General features: G+C 60.1%; 19 protein-coding genes. 7 read left to right on the forward strand and 12 right to left on the reverse strand.

The genetic code is table 11. The features are described from left to right. Position 1 precedes the first annotated feature (1 nt). The 5 genes from LOY68_RS23040 to LOY68_RS23060 all read right to left on the reverse strand — a co-directional run bounded on the left by LOY68_RS23040 (position 2) and on the right by LOY68_RS23060 (position 4,410). On the reverse strand, positions 2 to 1,819 hold the full coding sequence (locus LOY68_RS23040) for an ABC transporter ATP-binding protein (protein ID WP_265040190.1): 1,818 nt from the start codon (positions 1,817 to 1,819) through the stop codon (positions 2 to 4). Then, positions 1,812 to 2,414, reverse strand: coding sequence for a DsbA family protein (locus LOY68_RS23045; protein WP_204280853.1), 603 nt, complete (start codon positions 2,412 to 2,414; stop codon positions 1,812 to 1,814). Before LOY68_RS23045 ends, LOY68_RS23040 begins: the two co-directional genes overlap by 8 nt. Positions 2,415 to 2,454: 40 nt before the next feature. After that, positions 2,455 to 3,396, reverse strand: coding sequence for a rhodanese-related sulfurtransferase (locus LOY68_RS23050; protein ID WP_054051885.1), 942 nt, complete (start codon positions 3,394 to 3,396; stop codon positions 2,455 to 2,457). A gap of 171 nt (positions 3,397 to 3,567) precedes the next feature. Next, on the reverse strand, positions 3,568 to 3,867 hold the full coding sequence (locus tag LOY68_RS23055; RefSeq protein ID WP_054051883.1) for a BolA family protein: 300 nt from the start codon (positions 3,865 to 3,867) through the stop codon (positions 3,568 to 3,570). Between the two features lie 12 nt (positions 3,868 to 3,879). Further along, the gene (locus tag LOY68_RS23060; RefSeq protein ID WP_163913102.1) at positions 3,880 to 4,410 is read right to left on the reverse strand and encodes a DUF2059 domain-containing protein; all 531 of its coding nucleotides are present in this window, start codon (positions 4,408 to 4,410) and stop codon (positions 3,880 to 3,882) included. A 192-nt stretch (positions 4,411 to 4,602) separates the two neighbouring features. Between LOY68_RS23060 and LOY68_RS23065 the strand changes: the two genes are divergently transcribed. Further along, complete coding sequence (locus tag LOY68_RS23065) at positions 4,603 to 5,997, forward strand: class II fumarate hydratase (protein ID WP_054613894.1); 1,395 nt, start codon at positions 4,603 to 4,605, stop codon at positions 5,995 to 5,997. 105 nt (positions 5,998 to 6,102) lie between these two features. On the opposite strand, the gene LOY68_RS23070 is transcribed toward LOY68_RS23065, so the two are convergent. Next, positions 6,103 to 7,062 carry a DMT family transporter gene (locus LOY68_RS23070; protein ID WP_054051877.1) on the reverse strand — a complete coding sequence of 320 codons (960 nt, stop codon included), beginning with the start codon at positions 7,060 to 7,062 and terminating at the stop codon, positions 6,103 to 6,105. Positions 7,063 to 7,272: 210 nt separating this feature from the next. Between LOY68_RS23070 and LOY68_RS23075 the strand changes: the two genes are divergently transcribed. Beyond that, positions 7,273 to 7,467: a DUF6316 family protein gene (locus LOY68_RS23075; RefSeq protein WP_054613892.1), complete on the forward strand. Its 195-nt coding sequence runs from the start codon at positions 7,273 to 7,275 to the stop codon at positions 7,465 to 7,467. Positions 7,468 to 7,579: 112 nt separating this feature from the next. Here the strand turns inward: LOY68_RS23075 and LOY68_RS23080 are convergent, their stop codons facing one another. Then, a complete protein-coding gene (locus LOY68_RS23080; protein WP_265040195.1) occupies positions 7,580 to 8,764 on the reverse strand; it encodes a thiolase family protein in 1,185 nt (394 codons plus the stop codon). 102 nt (positions 8,765 to 8,866) lie between these two features. Further along, positions 8,867 to 10,381 carry a polyphosphate:AMP phosphotransferase gene (pap, locus tag LOY68_RS23085; protein ID WP_163913094.1) on the reverse strand — a complete coding sequence of 505 codons (1,515 nt, stop codon included), beginning with the start codon at positions 10,379 to 10,381 and terminating at the stop codon, positions 8,867 to 8,869. A gap of 255 nt (positions 10,382 to 10,636) precedes the next feature. On the opposite strand from pap, the gene mnmC reads away from it, so the two are divergent. Beyond that, entirely contained in the window at positions 10,637 to 12,616 is a 1,980-nt protein-coding gene (mnmC, locus tag LOY68_RS23090; RefSeq protein WP_265040197.1) for a bifunctional tRNA (5-methylaminomethyl-2-thiouridine)(34)-methyltransferase MnmD/FAD-dependent 5-carboxymethylaminomethyl-2-thiouridine(34) oxidoreductase MnmC, read from the forward strand. A 1-nt stretch (position 12,617) separates the two neighbouring features. Here mnmC and LOY68_RS23095 read toward each other — a convergent pair whose 3' ends face one another. After that, positions 12,618 to 17,444 carry an NEL-type E3 ubiquitin ligase domain-containing protein gene (locus tag LOY68_RS23095; RefSeq protein ID WP_265040199.1) on the reverse strand — a complete coding sequence of 1,609 codons (4,827 nt, stop codon included), beginning with the start codon at positions 17,442 to 17,444 and terminating at the stop codon, positions 12,618 to 12,620. 443 nt (positions 17,445 to 17,887) lie between these two features. Between LOY68_RS23095 and LOY68_RS23100 the strand changes: the two genes are divergently transcribed. The 4 genes from LOY68_RS23100 to LOY68_RS23115 all read left to right on the forward strand — a co-directional run bounded on the left by LOY68_RS23100 (position 17,888) and on the right by LOY68_RS23115 (position 23,134). Beyond that, positions 17,888 to 19,660 (forward strand): N-acetylglutaminylglutamine amidotransferase, encoded by a 1,773-nt coding sequence (locus LOY68_RS23100; RefSeq protein ID WP_265040200.1) that lies wholly within the window; start codon positions 17,888 to 17,890, stop codon positions 19,658 to 19,660. Positions 19,661 to 19,663: 3 nt separating this feature from the next. Then, entirely contained in the window at positions 19,664 to 21,412 is a 1,749-nt protein-coding gene (gene ngg / locus LOY68_RS23105) for an N-acetylglutaminylglutamine synthetase (protein ID WP_265040202.1), read from the forward strand. Positions 21,413 to 21,504: 92 nt separating this feature from the next. After that, on the forward strand, positions 21,505 to 22,695 hold the full coding sequence (locus LOY68_RS23110; RefSeq protein WP_265040203.1) for an osmoprotectant NAGGN system M42 family peptidase: 1,191 nt from the start codon (positions 21,505 to 21,507) through the stop codon (positions 22,693 to 22,695). Between the two features lie 211 nt (positions 22,696 to 22,906). Then, positions 22,907 to 23,134, forward strand: a complete 228-nt coding sequence (locus tag LOY68_RS23115) for a YheU family protein (protein WP_010461751.1) — start codon at positions 22,907 to 22,909, stop codon at positions 23,132 to 23,134. A 5-nt stretch (positions 23,135 to 23,139) separates the two neighbouring features. Here the strand turns inward: LOY68_RS23115 and csrA are convergent, their stop codons facing one another. From csrA to LOY68_RS23130, 3 genes are all read right to left on the reverse strand, one after another. After that, the gene (csrA, locus tag LOY68_RS23120) at positions 23,140 to 23,325 is read right to left on the reverse strand and encodes a carbon storage regulator CsrA (protein WP_054051861.1); all 186 of its coding nucleotides are present in this window, start codon (positions 23,323 to 23,325) and stop codon (positions 23,140 to 23,142) included. A 153-nt stretch (positions 23,326 to 23,478) separates the two neighbouring features. Continuing rightward, a complete protein-coding gene (locus tag LOY68_RS23125; protein ID WP_054051859.1) occupies positions 23,479 to 23,811 on the reverse strand; it encodes a YnfA family protein in 333 nt (110 codons plus the stop codon). Positions 23,812 to 23,875: 64 nt separating this feature from the next. After that, complete coding sequence (locus LOY68_RS23130; RefSeq protein WP_054051857.1) at positions 23,876 to 24,691, reverse strand: SDR family oxidoreductase; 816 nt, start codon at positions 24,689 to 24,691, stop codon at positions 23,876 to 23,878. Positions 24,692 to 24,939: the final 248 nt, after the last annotated feature.

Genomic DNA, 24,939 nt, shown 5'->3' on the forward strand with positions numbered 1-24,939 from the left:
CCTACAACTGCTGCAAATGCCCATAAAGCTTGGCGTACAAACCACCATCGGCAATCAGTTGCTGATGGTCGCCATCCTCGGCGATGCGCCCGCCATCGAACACCAGCACGCGGTCGGCCTGCTTCACCGCTGACAGTCGATGGGCAATGATCAGGGTGGTGCGTTCGCTGAGGAACCGCGCCAGCGCTTCATGCAGGTTGTATTCGGTCGCGGCATCCAGCGCCGAGGTGGCCTCGTCGAGGATCACAACCTTAGGCTGGGCCAGGACCATCCGCGCAATGGCCAGCCGTTGGCGCTGGCCACCGGACAAACGCACGCCGGAACGCCCGACCACACTGTCCAGGCCCTGGGGCAAGCCGCGCACCGTGCCATCGAGCTGGGCGATTTCCAGGGCCTGCCAACACGCTTCGTCGCTGCGTTCGCGGCCCATGGTCAGGTTGGCCCGGATGGTGTCGTTGAACAGCGCCGGATGCTGCAGCACCACGGCGACATTTTCCCGCACGGTTTCCAGGCCGATCTCTTCTTGCGTCGCACCACCGAAACGAATGGTTCCGGCCAGCGGCGTGTACAAGCCCAGCAGCAACTGCACCAGGGTGCTTTTACCGCCACCGCTGGCGCCGACAATCGCGACTTTTTCACCGGGCGCGATGCTCAGGTTCATCTGGTCCAGCACCAGCTCATCGCCATAACTGAAACTCAGGCCCTGAACGTCGATGCCTACGGTGGTGCGACCCAGGAATGGATCGACGCCACCGGGGTATTGCGGCTCATCGGCACGCGCCAGCAACTCGTTGATCCGCGACAGCGCACCGCCAGCAGCGTAGTAGGCGTATTGCAGATTCAACAGCTGTTCGACCGGGCCGATCATGAACCACAGGTAGCTGAACACCGCGAGCATCTGGCCGATGGACAAATCCGAGAACAGCACGGTGAGCATTGCTGCTGCGCGGAAAATATCGATACCGAACTGGAACAGCAAGCCGCTGGCCCGGTTAGACGCGTCGGTTTTCCACTGCGAGTTCACCGCGTAATCGCGCACTTCCCGGGCGCGGTGGCCGAGCCGCCCAAGGAAAAAGCCCTGGCGGTTGCCGGCGCGCACTTCCTGGATCGAATCCAGGGTTTCGGTTAGCGCCTGAGTGAAACGCGAGGTGCTGTCGTTCTCGAGCTTCTTCAGGTGCTTGACCCGTTTGCCTAGCTGCACCGTGGCGTAGATCACCAGCGGGTTGAACAACATGATCAGCAGCGCCAGTTTCCAGTGCATCCACACCAGAATGCTCGCGGTGCCGACCAGGGTCAGCATCGCCACGAGGAAACGACTGAGGGTTTCGCCGACAAACTTGTCGAGGGTATCGAGGTCGGTGACCAGGTGCGTGGTCACCGTGCCGCTGCCCAGGCTTTCGTATTCGCCGAGGGAAATGCGCTTGAGCCGTTCGATCAGTCGCACGCGGATGCGGTAAACGATGTCCTTGGCCAGCGCTGCAAACAACTTCGCTTGCACCACGTTGAACAGCAACGCGCCACAGCGCAGAACGAAGGTCACCAGCAGCATCAGGCCGATGTAGCCGGCGGCTTTCTGCCAGGCATCGGGCAGTGCGTGGTTCATGATCTTCAGCGCGGAATCGCCGTGGCCCAGCAGCACTTCGTCCACCAGCAACGGCAACAGCAACGGGATCGGCACACTGCACAGGGTCGCCAGCACGGCCACGCCGTTGGCGATCCACAGGGATTTTTTATGATGCAGGGCCAGTCGGCGAATTTCCGCCCAGCTCAATCGATCGACACGCGGGGAAGCGGGTGCATCGTCGGGCAGATCATGCACAGGCGGCGCGCTCCAGCCAGCGGCCGAGCAGCGGTGACAGGACACTCAGGGGTTGATAGCCGTTGGTCAACAACGCCAATTGCCCATCGCGCTCAGCCAGCAAGGTCGGGAACCCGGCGATACCGAGGTCCTGAACCCAGGTGAAATCGGCGGCGGTGGCGGCGTGCTGGTCGGCACGGTCGAATGCGGCGGCGAACTCGATGCGCGGCAAACCGGCCTTTTCCGCCAACTCCACCAGCACGCTGGCGTGGGTGACGTCGCGGCCTTCGGCGTAGAACGCGTGCTGGATCAGCCCGAGCAGTTTCCACGCGCAATCCGGCGCCAGGCTGCGCGCCGTCACCAGCGCCCGGCACGCCGGCTCGGTGTCGTAGACGAAGCCATCGGGCAATGCGCCTTCGCGCTTGAACGGCTGGCCGGTGGCCTCGGTGACCGCTTGCCAGTGCTCAAGAATGTAGCGCCGGGTGGTCGGCTCCAGCGCCGAACCACTGCCGGTGCGCAAACCGCCCACCACCAGATGCAATTCCACGCCCGCCGCCTGCGCCTGCTCGACCAGCGCTTCAGCCACCGGCGCGAAGCCCCAGCACCAGGAACACATCGGGTCCATCACATAGAGCAGGCGGCGAGCAGACATGGGTTCAAGCCTCGGAAGGGGTTTGCTTGTAGTTGTAACCGATCGGGTGCGGCAAGTTGCGCGCCTTGGCCAGTTCGATCTGCTTCTGCCGGTCGATGGCGCTGCGACGGGTTTTCTCGCTCAGCTTATCCCAGCAATGCGGGCAACTGATGCCGGCCACATAGTGCTCGGATGCGCGGTCTTCGACGCTGATCGGTGTACGACAGGCATGACATTGATCGTAGTCGCCTTCGCTCAAGTCGTGACGCACGGTCACGCGGTTGTCGAACACGAAGCAGTCGCCCTGCCACTTGGTTTCTTCCTGCGGCACCTCTTCGAGGTACTTCAGAATGCCGCCCTTGAGGTGATAGACCTCATCGAAGCCTTGGCTGAGCATGTAGCTCGAAGCCTTTTCGCAACGAATGCCGCCGGTGCAGAACATCGCGACTTTCTTGTGCACGGCCGGGTCGAAGTGTTCTTTGATGTAGTCGGGGAATTCGCGAAAACTGGTGGTTTTCGGATCGATGGCGCCTTCGAAGGTGCCAATCGCGACTTCGTAGTCGTTACGGGTGTCGATCAGCAGCACTTCCGGGTCGCTGATCAGCGCGTTCCAGTTCTGCGGATCGACGTAGGTGCCGACGGCTTTGTTCGGGTCTACGCCGTCAACGCCGAGGGTCACGATTTCTTTCTTCAGCTTGACCTTAGTGCGGTAGAACGGCTGGTCGTCGCAGTACGATTCTTTGTGATCGATATCGTCCATGCGCGGGTCGTTCTTGAGCCAGGCCATCAGCCCGTCGATGCCTTCGCGGCTGCCGGACACGGTGCCGTTGATGCCTTCTTCAGCGATCAGCAGCGTGCCTTTGATGCCGTTGTCGACCATCGCTTGCAGCAATGGCTCACGCATCTCGACGTAGTTTTCCAGGGTGACGAACTTATACAGTGCCGCCACGACAATCTGTTGTGTCATGGGTGATTCTCCAGGTGGCTACCCTCGTAAGGGGTGAACCGGATGCGAAAAAAAACGCGCCGGGTTAGCGGCGCGTTGCGGATTCTAGCAAAAAAGATCGTAGCCTGCGGCAGCTCCTACAGGAGAACGCATTCCCATGTAGGAGCTGCCGAAGGCTGCGATCCTTTGATCTTAATGCTTGCTGCCGCCAGCACAGGTCGGTGAGGCCGGGGCCGCATCCATCTGTGCCCATTCTTCAGGCGTGTAGGTATGCAGCGCCAACGCATGAAACTCACCCATCAGCTCGCCGAGCGTGCCGTAGACTTTCTGGTGACGCTTGACGCGATTGAGCCCTTCGAACTGCTGGCTGACCACCACGGCCTTGAAGTGGGTTTGCAACCCACGACTGTGCATATGGCTTTCATCCAGCACTTGCAGGTGCTCGGGCTGTAACAACCCCAGCGTCGATTCGATGCGTTGTTGCATGGTCATACCCGGCTCCGCTTAAGGCTTTTTCTTGGCTGCAGGAGCAGCGGCGCCGGCTTTCGGATCCAGCTCGTTGGTCATGTCAGCCAACAGCTTGTTGACCACTGGCACGGCGCTTTCGAGCTTGGCCTGGGTCATCTGGGCCGATTGCTGGGTCAGCTGCGGCATTTTTTCCAGGACTTTCTTGCCCAGTGGCGACTGGTAGAACGCAACCAGGTCTTTGAGCTCGGACTCGCTGAAGTTGGTGGTGTACAGCTTAACCATGTCAGGTTTCAGCTTGTTCCAGCCAATGGCTTGGTCCAGAGCGGCGTTGGCCTTGGCCTGGTAGGTTTCCAGCAGGGCCTTTTTCGATTCAGGGGCTTTGGTCTGTTCAAAGCGCTGAGCGAACATTTGCTGCACTTGCATGTACACCGGAGTGCCCAATTTGTCAGCGTGCGCCAGGGTCAGGAAAGCTTCGGCACTGGCGTTGTGGCTGGCGGTATCGGCAAAAACCTGGCCGCTGGCGCAAACCAGTGCAACCGCGGTACAGATGGCACGAAGACGAGTCATCGAGTTTCCTTTTCTAGCAGGCGAGGTAAAACCCCAAGGGCGACCATTCTGCGCCTAAAAAACGTCATGGCTCAACCCCTGCCCCTTACAGGGCCTGATTTGCAGGGCTGAGCGGTCAAAAAACAGACTGATGGAACCACATCGGCCGAACACGGCCTAAACTGCGCAATCAGACATTCAGGAGTGTGACCGATGAGCCGTATCGAAACCGACAGCCTTGGTGAAGTGGACGTCCCGGATGATGCCTACTGGGGCGCGCAGACCCAACGTTCGCTGATCAACTTCGCCATCGGTCAGGAACGCATGCCCCTGGCGGTGCTGCACGCGCTGGCGCTGATCAAGAAAGCCGCGGCCCGGGTCAACGACCGTAATGGTGACGTGCCGGCGGACATCGCCCGGTTGATCGAGCAAGCCGCCGATGAAGTGCTCGACGGCAGCCATGACGACCAGTTCCCGCTGGTGGTGTGGCAGACCGGCAGCGGCACCCAGAGCAATATGAACGTCAACGAAGTGATCGCCGGTCGCGCCAACGAGTTGGCCGGCAACCCTCGCGGCGGCAAGTCGCCGGTGCACCCCAACGATCACGTGAATCGCTCCCAGAGTTCCAACGATTGCTTCCCCACCGCCATGCACATCGCCACCGTTCAAGCGGTGCAGCAACAATTGCTGCCGGCGATCAGTGAATTGTCGGGCGGCCTGGCCGAGTTGTCGGCGCGGCACATGAAACTGGTCAAGACCGGCCGCACGCACATGATGGATGCGACGCCGATCACCTTCGGCCAGGAACTGTCGGCGTTTATCGCACAACTGGATTACGCCGAACGGGCGATCCGCAGCGCATTGCCGCAAGTCTGTGAACTGGCCCAGGGCGGCACGGCGGTGGGTACCGGGTTGAACTCACCCCACGGTTTTGGTGAAGCGATTGCCGCTGAACTGGCCGCGCTGTCCGGTTTGCCGTTCGTCACCGCGCCGAACAAATTCGCCGCCCTCGCCGGCCATGAACCGCTGACCACGCTGTCCGGGGCGCTGAAAACCCTGGCCGTGACCCTGATGAAAATTGCCAACGATCTGCGTTTGCTCGGCTCCGGCCCGCGTGCCGGTTTCGCCGAAGTGAAACTGCCGGCCAACGAGCCCGGCAGTTCGATCATGCCCGGCAAGGTCAACCCGACCCAGTGCGAAGCGTTGTCGATGCTCGCCTGCCAGGTGATGGGCAACGACGTGGCAATCGGTTTTGCCGCGAGTCAGGGTCATCTGCAATTGAACGTGTTCAAACCGGTGATCATCCACAACCTGCTGCAATCGATTCGCCTGTTGGCCGATGGCTGCAGCAACTTCCAGCAGCATTGCATCGCCGGGCTGGAACCGGATGCCGAGAAAATGGCGGAACATCTGGAACGTGGCTTGATGCTGGTGACCGCGTTGAACCCGCACATTGGCTACGACAAGTCGGCGGAGATTGCCAAGAAGGCATATGCCGAAGGGCTGACCCTGCGTGAGGCGGCGTTGCAGTTGGGTTATCTGACCGATGAGCAGTTTGATGCGTGGGTGCGGCCGGAGAATATGCTCGAAGCGGGGGCCAAGGGCTGAAATTTGCGGTGACAGATAGATCGTCTTCGCGAGCAGGCTCGCTCCCACAGGTAATCGCATTCCTCCTGTGGGAGCGGGCTTGCTCGCGAAGAACGATAACGCGGTCTAACTGGCCGCCATCTTCACCCGCCGCGCCCGGAGCCCCGCCATCAACGACGGCCCCAACGCCACCAGCGCCGATCCCAGCACCACCAACACCGCGCCGCCATAACCCAGGCCATTGATGGTCTCTGCATGCACATACTCCGGCCATGCCCACGCCGCCACGGCCACCGCGACAAACGTCACCAACGGCGTAATCGCCAGGGTCGCGCTCACCCGCGAAGCCTCCCAATGCGCCAGCGCTTCAGCGAATGCGCCATAGGCGATCAACGTGTTCATGCAACACGCCAGCAGCAACCAGCCTTGTCGCGGACTCAGACTCAGCGCTTCCAGCGGATGCACCCACGGCGTCAGCAGCAGCGCGCAGAACAGATAAATCACCATCATCACTTGCAACGAATTCCACACCGTCAGCAGTTGTTTCTGGCCCAGCGCATAGAAGGTCCAGACCGTCGACGCCGCCAGCACCATCAATACGCCGGCGGTGTAATCAGTCAGGGACGTCAGTAATTCGGCCAGGCGCTGATTGAAAAACAGCCCGAATCCGATCAGCAGCACCAACAGGCCAATCCCCTGCCCCAGGCTGAAACGCTCCTTGAACACAAACAGGCTGGCGATCAGCAACATGATCGGCCCCATCTGCACAACCAGTTGCGCAGTGCCGGGGCTCAGCAGGTTCAGGCCCATCAGGTACAACACGTAGTTGCCCACCAGCCCGAGCACCGCCATCAGCACCAGCCAGCCGCCCTTTGGGCCGAGCACTTTGCGGCTTGGCAGGCGTTTGGTCGCTGCCAGGTACAGAAACAGGCAACCGCCGGACACAAGCAGGCGAAACCAGGTCACTGTCACAGGGTCCATGACGACCAGCACTTGCTTGAGTTTGATCGGCAGGATTCCCCACAACAGCGCGGTCAGCAAGGCCAGGAACAGACCGTACACCCAGCGACCCGATGAAATATGCATGCCGACCCCAAAGCCAAGTGACGAGAATCGTCATTCTAGGCTCAGCGCCCGATGGCACACAGGGACAGTTGAGGATTGGCCGCGAATGAAACTGTGCAGGTCGCAACGCTAAATTGACGAAGTGCCGTCGATCAGGTCGCCAGGCGCGGCAAGTACTTCAGGCATAAGCTCATTGGATCCGCAAACAGGACCTACCCTCAGGAGATGGCCATGTACGGCATGCGCGCCCAGGACAACGCCCCCGCCACGCACTTTCGCAGTGACCGGATGTGCCGTGTGAATGGGGAGTTGTATTTCAGCACTCGGGAAAACACCCTCGAAGGGCCATTCGACAACCCTGAGGCGGCGGCGCGGGAGATACAGGCGTATATCGAACGGATGCAGCTTCAGAGCAAAAACCGGTAGACCGAGTCGCTGCCTTCGCGGGCAAGCCTCGCTCCTACAGGGGAATGCGATCTCTTGTAGGAGCGAGGCTTGCCCGCGAAAGCAATTGAACAGGCGCTACAAATCTGCCGGTTTAACGCACCGCCTCAAACAACCCCGTAGCCCCCATCCCGCCACCCACGCACATGGTCACCACGCCATAACGCAAATTGCGCCGTTGCAGCTCCCGCACGATATGCCCGACCTGACGCGACCCGGTCATGCCGAACGGATGCCCGATGGAAATCGAACCGCCATTGACGTTGTACTTGGCGTTATCGATCTCCAGCCGATTGCGGCTGTACAGGCACTGCGACGCAAACGCTTCGTTGAGTTCCCACAGATCGATATCAGCAACCTGCAAGCCCTTGGCCTTGAGCAACTTCGGCACCGAGAACACCGGGCCGATGCCCATTTCGTCCGGCGCACACCCGGCCACAGTAAAGCCACGGAAGAACGCTTTCGGCTTCAAGCCCAACTCCAGGGCTTTTTCCAGGCTCATCACCAGAGTAATCGATGCACCGTCCGACAGCTGCGACGAGTTACCCGCCGTCACAGAACCGTCCTCGGCAAACACCGGTTTCAAACCGGCGAGGCTTTGCAGGGTGGTGTCCGGGCGGTTGCAGTCGTCGTGATCGACAATCCCGTCGAGGATTTGCACCTGGCCGGTGGCTTTGTCTTCAACCCGGTACTTGACCGCCATCGGCACGATTTCATCATTGAACAGACCCGCAGCCTGAGCCTGCGCGGTGCGTTGCTGGCTCTGCAACGCGTACAGGTCCTGCTCTTCGCGGCTGACGTTGTAACGGCGGGCGACGATTTCAGCGGTCTGGCCCATCGGGAAATAGATGCCCGGCACCTGTTCCTTGAGCAACGGGTTGATCAGGTTGTCGGTGTTGACGCTTTTCATGGTCAGGCTGATGGACTCGACGCCACCGGCCACGATGATGTCGCTGCAACCCGAGGCGATCTGGTTTGCAGCAATCGCAATGGCTTGCAGGCCCGATGAGCAAAAACGGTTGAGGGTCATGCCGGCGGTGCCGATGCCCAGGTGCGAGAGCACCGCGACGTTGCGCCCGATGTTGTAGCCCTGGGCGCCTTCGTTGGAGCCGGCGCCGACAATGCAATCCTCGACGCTGGCCGGGTCGATGTCGTTGCGCGTCAGCAGCGCATTGACGCAGTGGGCCGCCATGTCGTCCGGGCGGGTCTGATTGAACTTGCCGCGAAAGGATTTGGCCAGGCCGGTCCGTACGCTGTCGACGATCACCACTTCACGCATGGCATACCTCATTGTTGTTGTCGGTTGAGAGTGGACCGAGCATAAGTCCACCCCATTGCCGACCGCGACAATCATTCACCTCGCGTATGCGCAACCATCGTCCTACTTCTTGTGCTTCCTGGCCTTCTTGTCGGCCTTGTCGAACGCTTCCTCCAGCGCCCGGTTGATCGTGCGCAACACTTTGACCCGCGCCCAGCGCTTGTCATTGGCTTCCACCAGGGTCCAGGGCGAGATCTCGGTGCTGGTGCGATCGACCATATCGCCGACTGCCGAACGGTAGGCATCCCACTTGTCGCGGTTGCGCCAGTCGTCCTCGGTGATCTTGAAGCGCTTGAAGGGAATGTCCTCCCGAGCCTGGAAGCGTTCCAGTTGGGTCTGCTTGTCGATGGCCAGCCAGAACTTGACCACGATGACGTTGGAATCGGAGATCTGCTCTTCGAAATCGTTGATCTCGCTGTACGCCCGCAACCAATCCGCCGGCGGGCAGAAACCTTCAACGCGCTCCACCAGCACCCGGCCGTACCACGAACGGTCGAACACGGTGAACTTGCCCTTGGCCGGGAGGTGTCGCCAGAAGCGCCACAGATACGGTTGCGCCCGCTCCTCTTCGGTGGGCGCGGCAATCGGCACGATGCTGTACTGACGTGGATCGAGGGCTGCCGCGACCCGACGAATTGCTCCGCCCTTACCCGCCGCATCATTGCCTTCGAACACCGCCACTAAAGCGTGCTGACGCATGCGTTTGTCGCGCATCAGGCCGGAGAACCGCGCCTGCTCGGTAATCAGTTGTTCTTCGTAATCGTCCTTGTCCAGGCTTAGGGTCAAGTCCAGGCTGTCGAGCACGTTCAGTTGATCGACATGAATCGGCAATGGCGCGGCGTTGACCTTGTCCGGATGAACCTTGGGCCGCTTCAAGGCATTTTGCAGGCCTTCGAGCAGAATCTGGCCGACCACCAGACTGCGGTAATGCGGGTCGACGCCTTCGATCACATGCCACGGCGCGTAGTCGCGACTGGTGCGGCGTAGCACACGCTCGCCGTATTTGACGAACTTGTCGTAGGTCTGGGATTGCTGCCAGTCCAGCGGGCTGATGCGCCAACTGTGCAACGGGTCATCAGCGAGTGCCTTGAGCCGCGCCTTCATTTGTTTTTTCGAGAGGTGGAACCAGAACTTGAAGATCAGCGCGCCTTCGTCGCAGAGCATTTTTTCGAAGCGCTCGGACTGGTTGATCGCCTGATCCAGCACCGCGTTCTTGAAATCGCCATGGACGCGACCTTGCAGCATCTGGCTGTACCAGTTGCCGAAGAAAATCCCCATGCGCCCCTTGGCCGGAAGCATCCGCCAATAGCGCCAGGCCGGTGGCCGCGCCAGTTCTTCGTCGGTCTGCTGGTCGAAGGTGCGCACCTCGATCAGGCGCGGGTCCATCCATTCGTTGAGCAACTTGACCGTCTCGCCCTTGCCGGCGCCTTCAATGCCATTGATCAAAATGATCACCGGGAAGCGTTGTTGCTGCTGCAGTTCAAACTGCGCTTCGAGCAAGGCTTCACGCAGGGCCGGCACTTCGGCGTCGTAGGTTTCTTTGTCGATGGCGTGACCGATTTCGGCAGATTCGAACATGGGCGGCTCCCTTCCAAGATTGAGCAAGACTAGCGGATTGACCTCTCCAATGGGGGGAGAAGTTCAAGATCAAGAGCAAGATCAAAAGATCGCAGCCTCGTTGCACTCGACAGCTCCTACAGGGATACGCATTCCATGTAGGAGCTGCTGCGATCTTTTGATCTTCACCGCCTTACCTGCCTAAGGACATGCCATGGATCAAGCACACAAGCCCTGATCAGATAGAATGCCCGCCTAGCCGTTACCGAGCCTGCCATGAACCCCGAATTGCCCAACGCCCAGCTCGACTGGGATGACCAGGGACGCCCGTACTCGCGGGTGTTCGATGATGTGTATTTTTCCGACCTGTCCGGTCTGGATGAAACCCGTTACGTGTTCATCGAACAAAACCGCCTGAAGGAACGCTTTGCCGCGTTGCCCGCCGACGGCCGACTGGTGATTGGCGAGACCGGTTTCGGCACCGGGTTGAATTTTCTCTGCGCCTGGCAACTGTTTGAAGAGCAGGCCGTGGCCGGTGCGCGATTGCATTTTGTCAGCGTGGAAAAATACCCGCTGACCGCCCCGGACCTGAAACGGGCGCTGGCGCTGTGGCCGGAACTCAAGCCCTTCGCCGATCAGTTATTGGCCCAGTACGTGGCAATCCATCAAGGCTTTCAACGCTTGGTGCTGGACAACGGCCGGGTGACCCTGACGTTGTTGATCGGCGATGCGCTGGAACAGTTGCCGCAGCTGGACGCACAGATCGATGCGTGGTTTCTCGACGGTTTCGCCCCGGCGAAAAACCCCGACATGTGGACCGCCGAGCTATTCGCCGAACTGGCACGCCTGGCCGCGCCTGATTCAACCATCAGCACCTTTACCAGCACTGGTTGGGTGCGTCGGTTGCTCAATGCGGCGGGCTTCAAGATGAAGCGCACGCCGGGCATTGGCCATAAATGGGAAATCCTGCGGGGCGCTTTTCTTGGCTGGCCAGCCGAGGTCGCCGCACCTGTCGCCGCTAAACCCTGGTTCGCTCGCCCACCCGTGCATAAAGGCGAGCGCCGTGCCTTGGTGATCGGCGCCGGTCTGGCCGGTTGTGCGAGTGCGGCCAGCCTCGCGGCGCGGGGTTGGCAGGTCAGTTTGCTGGAACGACATGCCGATATCGCCCAAGAAGCCTCGGGCAATCCGCAAGGCGTGCTGTACCTCAAGCTGTCGGCCCATGGCACCGCGTTATCGCAATTGATTGTCAGCGGTTTCGGCCACACCCGGCGCGTGCTTGAACATTTGCATCGCGGCGTCGACTGGGACGGCTGCGGCGTATTGCAACTGGCGTTCAATGCCAAGGAAGCCGAGCGTCAGGCGCAATTGGCGGCGGCGTTCCCCGCCGACTTGCTGCATGTGCTGGATCAGCCACAGGCCGAAGCGCGGGCCGGCATTGCGCTGGCCCACGGCGGTTTGTTCTATCCCGAAGGTGGCTGGGTGCATCCGCCCGCGTTGTGTCAGTGGCAGGCAACCCAACCCAATATTCAATTGCTGACCCATCGTGATGTGCTGGAACTGCGCAAGGTCGATGACCAGTGGCAAGCCTGGGACGGCGACACCTTGCTCGCCAGCGCACCAGTGGTGGTGCTGGCCGGCGCCGCCGAGATCAAACGTTTTGCGCAAAGTGCCGACCTGCCGCTCAAACGTATTCGCGGTCAGATCACTCGACTGGCGCAAACCAGCGAGAGCCAGAGCCTGTCCACGGTGGTCTGCGCCGAAGGTTACGTGGCACCGGCGCGGCTGGGCGAACACACCTTGGGTGCCAGTTTCGATTTCAACAGCGATGACCTGACACCCACCACCGCCGAACACTTGGGCAACCTGCAATTGCTGGAAGAGATTTCCGGCGATCTGGTCACCCGCCTGCACGCCGATCAACTGGACGCCGAACAGCTGCAAGGTCGCGCCGCATTCCGCTGCACCAGCCCCGACTACCTGCCCATTGTCGGTCCGCTCGCCGACGGCCAAGCGTTCAATCAGGCCTATGCCGCCCTGAGCAAGGACGCCCGACAAGTGCCGGACATTCCCTGCCCCTGGCTCGATGGCTTGTACGTCAACAGCGGTCACGGTTCACGGGGCTTGATCACCGCGCCGCTGTCCGGCGAGTTGCTGGCTGCGTGGCTGGACAACGAACCGTTGCCCTTGCCGCGCAGCGTGGCCGAGGCCTGTCATCCGAACCGTTTTGCCTTGCGCCGGTTGATCCGCGGCAGTTGATTCAAACTTCCGCGAGGGCACACAAACCCAAGTCAACGCGTTTCATGGCCTCGTCCGTCAAGCGCTCCAGCAGCTTCGTCTCGGCCACATCGCGCTCCTTATTGATAACCTCGACCTGCCCCCGATAATCGCCATCCTTCAAGGTCGGGGCTTTGTCGAACACCGTGTTCAAGCGGGCCTGAAACGGTGCATTCATTGTCGAGAATGCCTTGGGCGAATGCTGTTTCAAGTAATCGGCCCAGAAGTATTGCTTCGCCAGGGACGCGCGCAACGCAGGGGAAAGCTCAGCGGCAAGGATTTGGGTTTTCGCCGCCGCGATGTCGGTGGCCGTGACATCGCCGAGGGAGGAAAAACGCATGTACTTGGGTTGACCCGGCAACTCCAGATCCTCCGCCAGCCCCGTTCGATAAGCCAGGTTGGCCTCCAGTGGGTCCACCGCCGGATGGGTGGCTTTATGTTCCAGGGCGATCGCATTCAACCGCTCGATGCGAAACAGGACTCTTCCCAATTTCAGCAATGGCTTGGCGGAATTGGCGGTGCTGCCCGACAGCCGCCGCACCTTATCGACCTCCACCGCCACTTCCAGGTTGCTGAAGTTTATCGCCGCCGTGTCCGTGCAATTGATTGGGTTGGCCGCTTGATTCAGCACCTGGTCGCGCAACGCCGCATCGTCATAGGCGGCCTCCAGCACCGACCAGACTCTGCGGGTCATGTCTTCACGAACATATTCACTGTCAGCGGTGTTCCCCAACTCGGCGAGCAACTGGAACAGGCTTTCGGACTGCGGATCATCCTTGAACGCGTTCCAGATTTCGCCACGCCGGGTAAAGGTGACTCTGGTTTCCTCTGGCAACCAGAGGACCTTGGCGCTCTGCTCGTTCATGCGCGCGATGTCATCGTCGAAATAACCCATGCCCACGCCGGTGCTATCGCGATAGGTTTCGAGCTTGATGCGACTGGCGTCGTCCAGGGTGTTGGTGCGCAGATTGATGCTTTTGCTGAAGCGAGTCGGAACATCGAACAGCCAGTCGGGCAACGTCTTGATGCTGTTCTCGCGCAGGTCGACGAAGTTCAGGTTGGGCAGGCGGACCAGGCCTTTGGGCAATTCCGTGGCCTTGGTGTCGCGCAACGACAGCAGACGCAAATCGAACATCTTGCTGACATCGGGGGTGGCGCCCAAAGCGTTTTTGCTCAGGTTCAGCGATTCCAGTGAACGCATGGCGGCCAGTTTCACCAGGGTGGTCTCGGACAAGCGCAAGCTGTTGTTCGCCAGGCTCAAGTGGATGAGCTTGGGCATCAACGCCAACTCTTCGGGCAACACGGTGATTTTGTTGCCATCCAGTTCCAGGGATTCAATGCCCTTGAAGGATTTCAGGAAATGCACCACATCGTCGCCCTGTTCCATGCCTTTGAGTGACAGACGCTGCACGTGACTGAAGTCGATGCCGGCCGGCAGAGTCGGCAGTTTGCCGATCCGCATACCATCCAGGCTCAGCCCCGGCACACTGTGCCCCTGCTCGTCGCGCAGTAAACCCAGTCGCCTCCAGCTGTTCTCAATGGCATCGGCCACTTGGCGACGACTTTGTTTGTACTCAGTCAAGGCGCCCGCCAGCTTGCGCATCTCGGCGTCATCGTTACGCCAGGTCTTGAGCACCCCGCGCAGGGTTTCGAACTGTGCCTTGCGTTGCTTGATTGCCGTGGCCCTGGTCAGGTGGTCGGTGCCCAGGCCATCGAGCAGCGTATTGATCTGTGAGTCTGTCAGTAGCGGATAGAGCTTTTTCACTTTACGCATCAAGGCACGGGCGTGGGTCGTCGAAGGCTGCGCGGGGTCTGCCTGGACACAAGCCTCTGGCGCAGCGATGTCCAAGGGTTTGCCCGCCAGCAAACGCGCCGATTGCGCACGCTCCTCGGTGGCCCGCGCCAGCAACTGGCCGCGAAGCAGCCTGGCTTGCGCCGGCAATTGATCACCCAGCCCCATGGCGGTCCGCTGTGTTTGAGGGAGGGCTTGCGCGATGGCTTCATACAAGGCGTCCGGACCTTTTGTTGCCGTGGCCAGGGGCTTTGCATCGCTGCCAAAGGCTTGGTAACCGGTCGCCGATTTGACGAGGGTGCGCTTGAGGACACTGCTCTGCTGACCGATGCTCTTCAGCACCTTGCCGGTGACAGAGCCTTCGCGCACTTCGAGTAACATTTTGCTGTCCCAGCCACGCAAGTGTTCGAGCAAGGCCAGCGCCAGTTTTTCGCTTTCGCCACTGGCGATTTCCGGCAGGTACAAGCCGCTGATGGCTTTGTCCAACTGCACATCCGCCAAGGCTTCGCGAGATTTTTGCGCCAGCGCCATGGGTACGCGTTTCGTCGCCCGCAGCCGCAAACGCTCGACGCTGCTGGCCTGATCGATCAGTTCCTGCGCCATGTCCACGGGCAACTGGACAAACTCCTTCCTGACGACTTCCACGTCACTCGCCGTGCTGACGTCGTGCAGCTCATACAACCGATTGAACACCGGCAGGCGATCCTGCTTCAGCGAAGCGGCAAGTTTTTTGGCCAGTGCATCGACTTCCTTTTCGGTGCTGACTTTGCCGCCGATCAAAGTGTCGACTTCAGCCTGGTACAAACCCGCCACCACTTTTTCGAACAACTTGCCTTGGGCCAGATCCGTTTCAGTGACATCAACAGACAAGTCTTCGTCAGCGACACGAGCGGTTTTTGGATACACCGCGCTGACCTTTTCTTCATGCCCCAGCACCCGAATGTAGCGTCCCGCCGGCCAGCCGCGCATCGACGGCAAGGCTTCCAAGTACTCGGGCGAATGCACGGCATTGCGTGGATCGCCTTTTTCCAGGGCAGCGATACAGTCATGGATGCGCTGGTCCAGGCGAAAACGCTCGATGCTGTCTTTCACCCGAGCGCTCAAGACCAGGCTTTCTTCGTTGAGGTGATGCAGGTCAGGGACCGAAGTGCCGGTGACGCGCCGAAGGTTTTCCACTCGGCTGTCTTCCAGCGCCGCCAGGCGTGAATCTGCACGTTTGAGCGCATAACTGCCTTCACGCCAGTGATGGGGTTGCTCGAATGCCAGCCGCCAGCCGCGCTCGCCGTTGTGCTCCAGGAGCGGTGAAAAGGCATCGTCTCGGAAGGAATGACGGACCCGCCATTTCTTCTGCGCCGGATCGTAGTAAATCCGATAGGCGCTGTCGTCGATGCGGATCAGCAGCTGGCCATCAACCTGGTAAATCCCTTGCGCATCGGCAACCCGGCCACTCAGCGTACTCAGGGGAAGCTTGTAAGGCTTGAGGTCAGATTTCCAGAGGCGCGGCTGGCCGCTGCCGCTAGTTAGCGATTCGAACTGACTGAAAAACTCCGGATGTTCGCGCACGGTTTTCTTGATCAGGGTACCGGCCACTTTGCCGCCGACAGCGAACGCCCCCAGCAAGGCAAGGTTTTCCGCAACGCTGAGCAGGTGGGAAAGGGCTTCCTGTTTGTCGCCGTGCTGCCAGTCCTGAACACCGTCATAGACTTCTGCCAGCACCATCCCGACGCTCACGCCAATCATCAACTGTCCCAGCACCGGGACAAAAAATGCCGCGATATTGGTGACGGTCAAACCCAGTTCAAGGAAATTCTCCAGGCGCTTCTTGCGCACTTCTTCATCCACATCCGCCGTCGGCACGGCCGTCTCCCGTGCATCGATCTGCATCTTGCCGAGGGCACTCTGGATCATGAATTGAAACAGCGGCACGCTGATCGGCAACGCCTTGAAAGTGTCCAGGTTGCTGGATTGTGCCGCCGACTTGAAGAACGCCAGTTTTTGGTCTGCTTCGATCCCGTCGGCGAAATAATCCTTGTAGCTTTTCACCTTCAACTTCAGGCCCAGATACAACTTGAACTCGGCAAAGGACTTGTATTCGTAGAGCGGCCGGCCCGGTTCGTTGGGCATGTAAACCACGCACCAATCATTCGGGTATGTTTCTACCGAACGCTTGGAGAACACCACCACGCCCCACACACAGGTGCCGAACAATTGCATGCCCTGGATCACCAGCGGTTCGCTGCCGTGAGTGATTTTCTGGATGCCCGACTCGCTGCCGGTTCCGCTGTGCGTGTTGAGCGTCAGCAGGGTTTTATAGGCAGCTTCGGTGATGTGTTCTTTCAGAAAGGCCAGGTGCGCATCCACCCTGAGCTTCTGGACCTTGAGCCATTTGAGGTCGTTGACCAGGCCGTCCGAAGTCGCCGGCAAGTTGAACACCTCACGGATATGTTCCTGATAGCGTTTGCCCAGGTCCAGCTCTCGACAGAGGGTGGCGAAGGTTTGTAGCGTCAGGCCCGCCAGACCTTTTGGGGTCGAGGCGATATCCAAGGTGCTTTCGGCAGGAAAACCATCCTTCCCGGTTTCGGCGCTGGTGAAGTTTTGCATCGCAGCCTGCAGCAGACTGCGCCGGATCGAGGGGATTTTCACCACACCTTCGGTCCCGGTCTTTTCGCCATCACAACCACAATCAAACCCCGGAAGCACCAACGCATCGTTATTCACATCAAACGTCACGGACCACTTTTTAGTCAGGGCGCTCGACAATTGCGACGCACAAAACGTGTCCAGTGGTTGCAGCTTCTGCATCAGTAATTCGAACTTTTGCTGGTAGGCCAACAGCGCTCGCGTATCCGTGTCCAGAGCTGCGAGGACCGTCGATGACGCCTTGAGTAACCAGGCGGGAAGGCCCTTGTGCAACGTCTCGGCGATATCCAGATCCCCGGTCGCTTCCAACAGCGCGGTGAGGGTTTCGGTGTGACTCAATGGCCGGCGAACTGGCGCCGGCGTTTGCGGGGTCAACATCAGCAATATCCTTATTGCAGGTCAGTAGCCCCTTAACCTATCGACTCTGCATCAGGAAAAAAAACACGAAAACCGGGACGTTCCAGCACTGTTTTGAGCAGTAATTAGCATGCTTTCTATAACTATCTACCACCTGTTGCCCCTGCAGTTGTGCATTCACGGCTACAAAGCGACGGTGTAGCAACTGACTGCCGAATAACCCTGTAGGAGCTGCCGAAGGCTGCGATCTTTTGATCTTGTTTTTAGGATCAAGATCAAAAGATCGCAGCCTTCGGCAGCTCCTACGGGGACAGTGTCTAGCTTTGTCCGCAACAGTCCCGCCCTGTTACTTATAACCGATCGATCTAAAACTCCCGCCAACCCGCCGGGTCAGTTTCAGAGTACCCGCCGTGTCGGCGCGGTATCGACTGACCCTCCCCAACGGAAAAACCGGTAAGGACTTTATGTGCGGATTAGCTGGCGAGTTACGCTTTGATCAACAACCTGCGGACCTCGCGGCCGTTGAACGAATCACCCATCACCTGGCCCCTCGCGGCCCGGATGCATGGGGATTTCACAGCCAAGGGCCGATTGCCCTGGGCCATCGTCGCCTGAAAATCATGGACCTGTCGGACGGCTCGGCGCAGCCGATGATCGACAACCAACTCGGCCTGTCCCTGGCCTTCAACGGCGCGATCTATAACTTCCCGGAACTGCGCACCGAGCTCGAAAGCCTCGGTTATGCCTTCTATTCCGGTGGCGACACCGAAGTGCTGCTCAAGGGCTATCACGCCTGGGGCGAAGCGCTTCTGCCCAAGCTCAATGGCATGTTCGCCTTCGCTATCTGGGAGCGCGACGCCAAACGGCTGTTTATTGCTCGTGACCGTCTCGGCGTGAAGCCGTTGTACCTGTCGCGCACCGGCCAGCGCCTGCGCTTCGCCTCGGCATTGCCGGCGTTGCTTAAAGGTGGCGACATCAGCCCGATGCTCGATCCGGTAGCACTCAATCACTATCTGAATTTCCACGCGGTGGTCCCGGCCCCGCGCACCTTGATCGCCGGCATTGAAAAACTGCCGCCAGCGACCTGGATGCGCATCGAGGCCGATGGCACCACCGAGCAGAAAGCCTGGTGGACGCTGCCCTACGGCCCCCACGCCGATGAGATGAACCTGACCCTGGAAGACTGGCGTGACCGCGTGCTCGACAGCACCCGCGACGCGGTAGCGATCCGTCAGCGCGCGGCAGTCGATGTCGGCGTGCTGCTGTCCGGTGGTGTCGATTCGAGCATGCTCGTGGGTCTGTTACGTGAAGTCGGCGTGGAGAACCTGTCGACCTTTTCCATCGGCTTTCAGGATGCCGGCGGCGAGCGTGGCGACGAGTTTCAGTATTCGGACCTGATCGCCAAGCATTACGGCACCCAGCATCATCAGTTGCGCATTCAGGAAAGCGAGATCATCGAGCAGTTGCCTGCGGCGTTCCGCGCCATGAGCGAGCCGATGGTCAGCCATGACTGCATCGCTTTCTATCTGTTGTCCCGCGAAGTGGCCAAGCACTGCAAAGTGGTGCAAAGCGGCCAGGGGGCGGACGAATTGTTCGCCGGTTATCACTGGTACCCGCAAGTGGACGGCGCGGCCGATCCGTATGCTGCGTATCGCGAGGCGTTTTTCGACCGCAGCTACGAAGACTACGCCGCCACCGTGCAGCCGAAATGGCTGACAGCGAATGACGCTGCTGGCGACTTCGTGAAAGAACATTTCGCACAACCCGGCGCGGATGCTGCGGTGGATAAAGCGTTGCGTCTGGACAGCACGATCATGTTGGTAGATGACCCGGTCAAACGCGTCGACAACATGACCATGGCCTGGGGCCTGGAAGCGCGTACGCCGTTCCTCGACTATCGCCTGGTGGAATTGTCGGCCCGGGTTCCGGGCAAATTCAAACTGCCGGACGGTGGCAAGCAAGTGCTGAAAGAAGCGGCACGGCTGGTCATTCCAAGCGAAGTGATCGACCGTAAAAAGGGCTACTTCCCGGTGCCCGGCCTCAAGCATTTGCAGGGCGATACGCTGAACTGGGTGCGCGAACTGCTGCTCGATCCAAGCCAGGATCGCGGCCTGTTCAACCCGGCCATGCTTGATCGCTTGCTGACCGACCCGCAAGGCCAGTTGACCCCGTTGCGCGGCTCCAAGCTGTGGCAATTGGCGGCGCTGAACCTGTGGCTCAGTGAACAAGGACTCTGATCGATGAAACCCCACGCTACGGCTTACAGCCAACGCTTGCTGCGCGGTCAGTCTCCCACTTACGAACGCTTGCAGGCGCGCCTGGCCGAGGACGGCAGCGAACTCGGCGCAGCACCGATTGCGGTGCATTGCGGTTGGGGCCGGTTGCTGATCGGGCATACCTTTCCGGATCCGGCGAGCATCGCCCAGGAATTGCTCAACGAACATCCTGGCGAGCGCGATATTGCCTTGTATGTGGCAGCGCCCCAACAAGTGTTGGGGCTGGAGCCGGCCCAGTTGTTTCTGGACCCGTCTGACACTTTGCGTCTGTGGTTCAGCGATTATCGCCAGTCGACCCGAGTGTTCCGTGGCTTCCGCATTCGTCGGGCGCAGAGCGAGGCGGACTGGCAGGCGATCAATCTGCTGTACCAGGCGCGCGGCATGTTGCCGATCGATCCGTCGTTGCTGACCCCGCGTCACATGGGCGGCCCGGTGTATTGGCTGGCAGAGGACGAAGACAGCGGCGCGATCATCGGCAGCGTTATGGGCCTCAATCATCACAAGGCCTACAACGATCCGGAAAACGGCAGTAGCCTCTGGTGCCTGGCGGTTGATCCGCATTGTTCGCGGCCGGGTGTCGGCGAAGTGTTGGTACGGCATCTGATCGAGCACTTCATGAGCCGTGGGCTGAGTTATCTGGACCTGTCGGTGTTGCACGACAATCGTCAGGCGAAAAGTCTCTATGCCAAGCTCGGTTTTCGTAACCTCTCGACGTTCGCCATCAAGCGCAAGAACGGCATCAATCAGCCGCTGTTCCTGGGGCCTGGGCCGGAAGCCGAGTTCAATCCGTATGCGCGGATCATCGTCGAGGAGGCTCACCGTCGCGGCATTGATGTTCAAGTCGATGACGCCGACGCCGGGATGTTCACCCTCAGCCATGGCGGGCGCCGGGTGCGTTGCCGCGAATCCTTGAGCGACCTGACCAGCGCCATCAGCATGAGCCTGTGCCAGGACAAGAGCCTGACGCATAAGGTGTTGAAAGCCGCTGGCCTGAACCTGCCCTCCCAGCAACTGGCGGGTAACGGCGACGACAACCTGGCGTTTCTCGACGAGCACGAACGGGTGGTGGTCAAGCCGCTGGACGGCGAACAAGGCCAAGGCGTGGCGGTGGATTTGCAGACCATTGAAGAGGTTCAGCAAGCCATCGAAGCGGCGCGCCAGTTCGACACCCGCGTGTTGCTGGAAAGCTTCCACGAAGGGCTGGACCTGCGGATTGTGGTGATCGGTTTTGAAGTGGTCGCTGCGGCGATTCGGCGACCGGCGGAAGTGGTCGGCGATGGTCAGCATTCCATCAGAGCGCTGATCGAAGCCCAGAGCCGACGCCGTCAAGCGGCCACCAGCGGCGAAAGCAAGATACCGCTGGACCACGAAACCGAGCGCACCTTGCAGGCGGCGGGTTACGACTACGAGAGCATTCTGCCGGCCGGTGAGCATCTGTTCGTACGGCGTACGGCGAATCTTCATACCGGCGGCGTGCTTGAAGACGTCACCGCGATCTTGCACCCGACGCTGGTGGATGCTGCCGTGCGTGCGGCGCGGGCGCTGGATATTCCGATGGTCGGGCTCGACTTGTTAGTGCCGGCCGCTGATCAGCCGGAGTATGTGTTTATCGAAGCCAATGAACGCGCCGGCCTGGCGAATCATGAACCGCAGCCGACGGCGGAGCGGTTTGTGGATTTGTTGTTTCCGCATAGTCAGCCGGCGGTTTCTTAATCGTGTAGTGCCTGGACTGCCGCCTTCGCGGGCACCACAAATCCTTTCCCCTCATCGAAACCATCGATGTTCGTTACTCATCAGGAGTTTCCATGACCAGCAAAATTCCAGAACCGGATCTCAACTACCTGCAAAAAGTCCTGCTGGAAATGCTCGCCATTCCCAGCCCGACCGGGTTCACCGACACCATCGTGCGTTACGTCGCCGAGCGGCTCGAAGAGCTGGGCATTCCGTTCGAAATGACCCGACGCGGCACTATCCGCGCCACCCTCAAGGGCAAGAAAAACAGCCCGGACCGGGCGGTCTCCGCGCATTTGGACACCATCGGTGCAGCAGTGCGTGCAGTGAAGGACAACGGGCGCCTGACCCTGGCCCCGGTCGGCTGCTGGTCCAGCCGTTTTGCTGAAGGCAGCCGGGTCAGCCTGTTTACCGACAACGGCGTGATCCGTGGCAGCGTGTTGCCGTTGATGGCGTCCGGGCATGCATTCAACACCGCCGTGGATGAAATGCCGATCAGTTGGGACCACGTCGAGTTGCGGCTGGACGCCTACTGCGCGACCCGCGCCGATTGCGATTCCCTGGGGATCAGCGTCGGCGATTTCGTCGCCTTCGATCCGCTGCCGGAATTCACCGAAAGCGGCCACATCAGCGCCCGTCACCTCGACGACAAGGCCGGTGTTGCCGCGCTGCTGGCGGCGATGAAAGCGATCATCGACAGCGGCGAAGAACTGATGATCGACTGTCACCCGCTGTTCACTATTACCGAGGAAACCGGCAGTGGCGCGGCGGCGGCATTGCCGTGGGATGTCAGTGAATTCGTCGGCATCGACATTGCGCCGGTCGCGCCGGGCCAGCACTCCAGCGAACACGCGGTGAGCGTGGCGATGCAGGATTCCGGCGGCCCGTATGACTATCACCTGTCGCGGCATTTGCTGCGCCTGGCCAGTGACAATGACTTGCCGGTACGCCGCGACCTGTTCCGCTATTACTTCAGCGATGCTCACTCGGCGGTGACCGCCGGGCATGACATTCGTACCGCGCTGCTGGCGTTTGGTTGCGATGCGACGCATGGCTACGAACGTACGCACATTGATAGCCTGGCGGCGTTGAGTCGTTTGCTCGGCGCGTACATTCTGAGTCCGCCGGTGTTTGCCAGCGATGCGCAACCGGCCAAGGGTTCGCTGGACCGGTTCAGTCATCAGATCGAACACGACACGCAGATGGAAAGCGATACGCGGGTGCCGTCGGTGGATAGCCTGGTTGGGCAGCGTAACGAGGGCTGATCCTGATATTTTCGCTGTCTGAAGGATTGCCTTCGCGGGCGAGCCTCGCTCCTACAGGGTATGTGTCGATCCCATATGTCGTGATCGGCGCGAAACCTGTAGGAGCGAGGCTTGCCCGCGAAGACGCCAGATCAAACACCACAGAACGTCAAGGCTAGCCGCAAAACCTCATTCGCCGTAGCATCGCGCCATTGTTTTAACCGAGGTGCCTATGCTGATCCCTTACGACCAACTTGAAGTCGACACCCTCACCCGCCTGATCGAAGACTTCGTGACCCGCGACGGCACGGACAATGGCGATGACACGCCGCTGGAAACCCGCGTACTGCGAGTTCGCCAGGCACTGACCAAGGGCCAGGCGCTGATCGTTTTCGACCCGGACAGCGAGCAATGCCAGTTGATGCTCAAGCACGATGTGCCCAAGCACCTGTTCGACTGAATCGCTCAGCGTTCTTTGTGTTTGGACTTTTTGACCTGGATGCGTTGGTAGACTTCGGCTCGGTGCACATTGACGTCTTGCGGGGCTTCGACGCCGAAGCGCACGCTGCCGCCGTTGACCGCCAGAATGCGCACGGAAATGTTGTCACCGATGGAAATCAATTCGCCTACGACACGACTGAGTACAAGCATGGCCTTCATCCTTCAAGGGTTACCGGTCCCTGAAGATGCCCGGCACACGCTGGGGCTTCAATGCGATACAGGCAAATCAGTCTTGCCCTACAACCCAGGATATTTTGCCTGACAGACACGTCCTGCAAACCGCCCTCATGAAGGACCGATCCTTCAGGATGCGCTGAAGCGCGGACCGAAAAGGATGACAGACGCGCCGATTACGCACAGCGCCACGCCGATCCAGTCCGAGCCCAGCGGGCGCACCCGCTCGACCACCGCCAGCCAGCCAATCGACGCAATGATGTAGATGCCACCGTAGGCGGCATAGGCGCGGCCGGCGTAGGTCGCTTCGATCCGCGTCAGCAACAGCGCAAACAAGGTCAGGCTCAACAGCGCCGGTATGACCCACCAGGCACTTTTGCCTTGGCGCAGCCACATCCAGAACGCGAAGCAGCCAGCGATTTCGAACAGCGCGGCGAGAAAAAACCACAGGTAGTTGAGCATGCAGACGTCTCGTGAGGATGGCCGAATGCGGCCACCCTAACGACGGTGTTGCTGGCGGGCAAGATCAGTTGGCGGATTGTTTGGCCTTGGCGCGCATTTTGTCGGCCATGACGGTCATCTCGTTGTAGAGCAGTTGCGGATTCTTCTGCTTCAGCGCCCAGGCCATGCGGCCCTGTTCGTGGGGCAGGATCATGAACTCGCCGGCGGCAACCTGGGTGTAGATGTAGTCGGCAATGTCAGTGGCAGTAATCGGCGAGCTTTCCAGCAACTTGCCGACCTGGGCTTTCATCGCCGGGGTCGGGCCACGGAAGGAATCCAGCAAATTGGTCTGGAAGAACGACGGGCACACCACGTGCACTCCGACTTCCTGCTGTGCCAGTTCGATCAGCAGGCTTTCGGACAGCGCCACCACGCCGGCCTTGGCCACGTTGTAGTTGCTCATGGCCGGACCTTGCATCAGCGCGGCCATCGAGGCGATGTTGATGATCTTGCCTTTGCTTTTTTCCAGCAGCGGCAGGAAGGCCTTGCAACCCTTGACCACGCCCATCAGGTTGATTGCGATCTGCCAGTCCCAGTCTTCCAGGGACAGTTCGCTGAAGAACCCGCCCGAAGCCACGCCGGCATTGTTGACGATGACATCGATGCCACCGAGTTTCTCTTCGCACGCCTGGGCGAACGCGGTCAGTTGGCTGTAGTCGCGCACGTCGCAGCGCTGGATAAAACCGTCACCGCCGGCTTCGCGCACCAGTTTCAGGGTTTCCTGCAAGCCGGGCTCGCTGACATCCGACAAGGCCAGTTGCCAGCCTTCGCGGGCCCAGCGCAGCGCGATTTCGCGACCCAGGCCCGAGCCTGCGCCAGTGATCATCATGCGATTTTGCATAGCAAACAGCCTTGTTGTTCTGGGGAAGATGCGCCGAGTGTAGCGAAGGATATTGCCCGACCCACGCTCCATCAGATTGCTGAATGGTCCGGGCAAACCGGCGCACGGCTTGGGACCGTGTTGCGGCCTTCGCGGGCAAGCCTCGCTCCTACATGAACACCGCGTATTTCTGTAGGAGCGAGGCTTGCCCGCGAAGAACGATGACGCGGTTCAACTAACCAACTATCAACTCGCCAAAACGAAATAAG

Source organism: Pseudomonas sp. B21-053, assembly GCF_026016365.1.
Lineage (GTDB): Bacteria > Pseudomonadota > Gammaproteobacteria > Pseudomonadales > Pseudomonadaceae > Aquipseudomonas > Aquipseudomonas nunensis.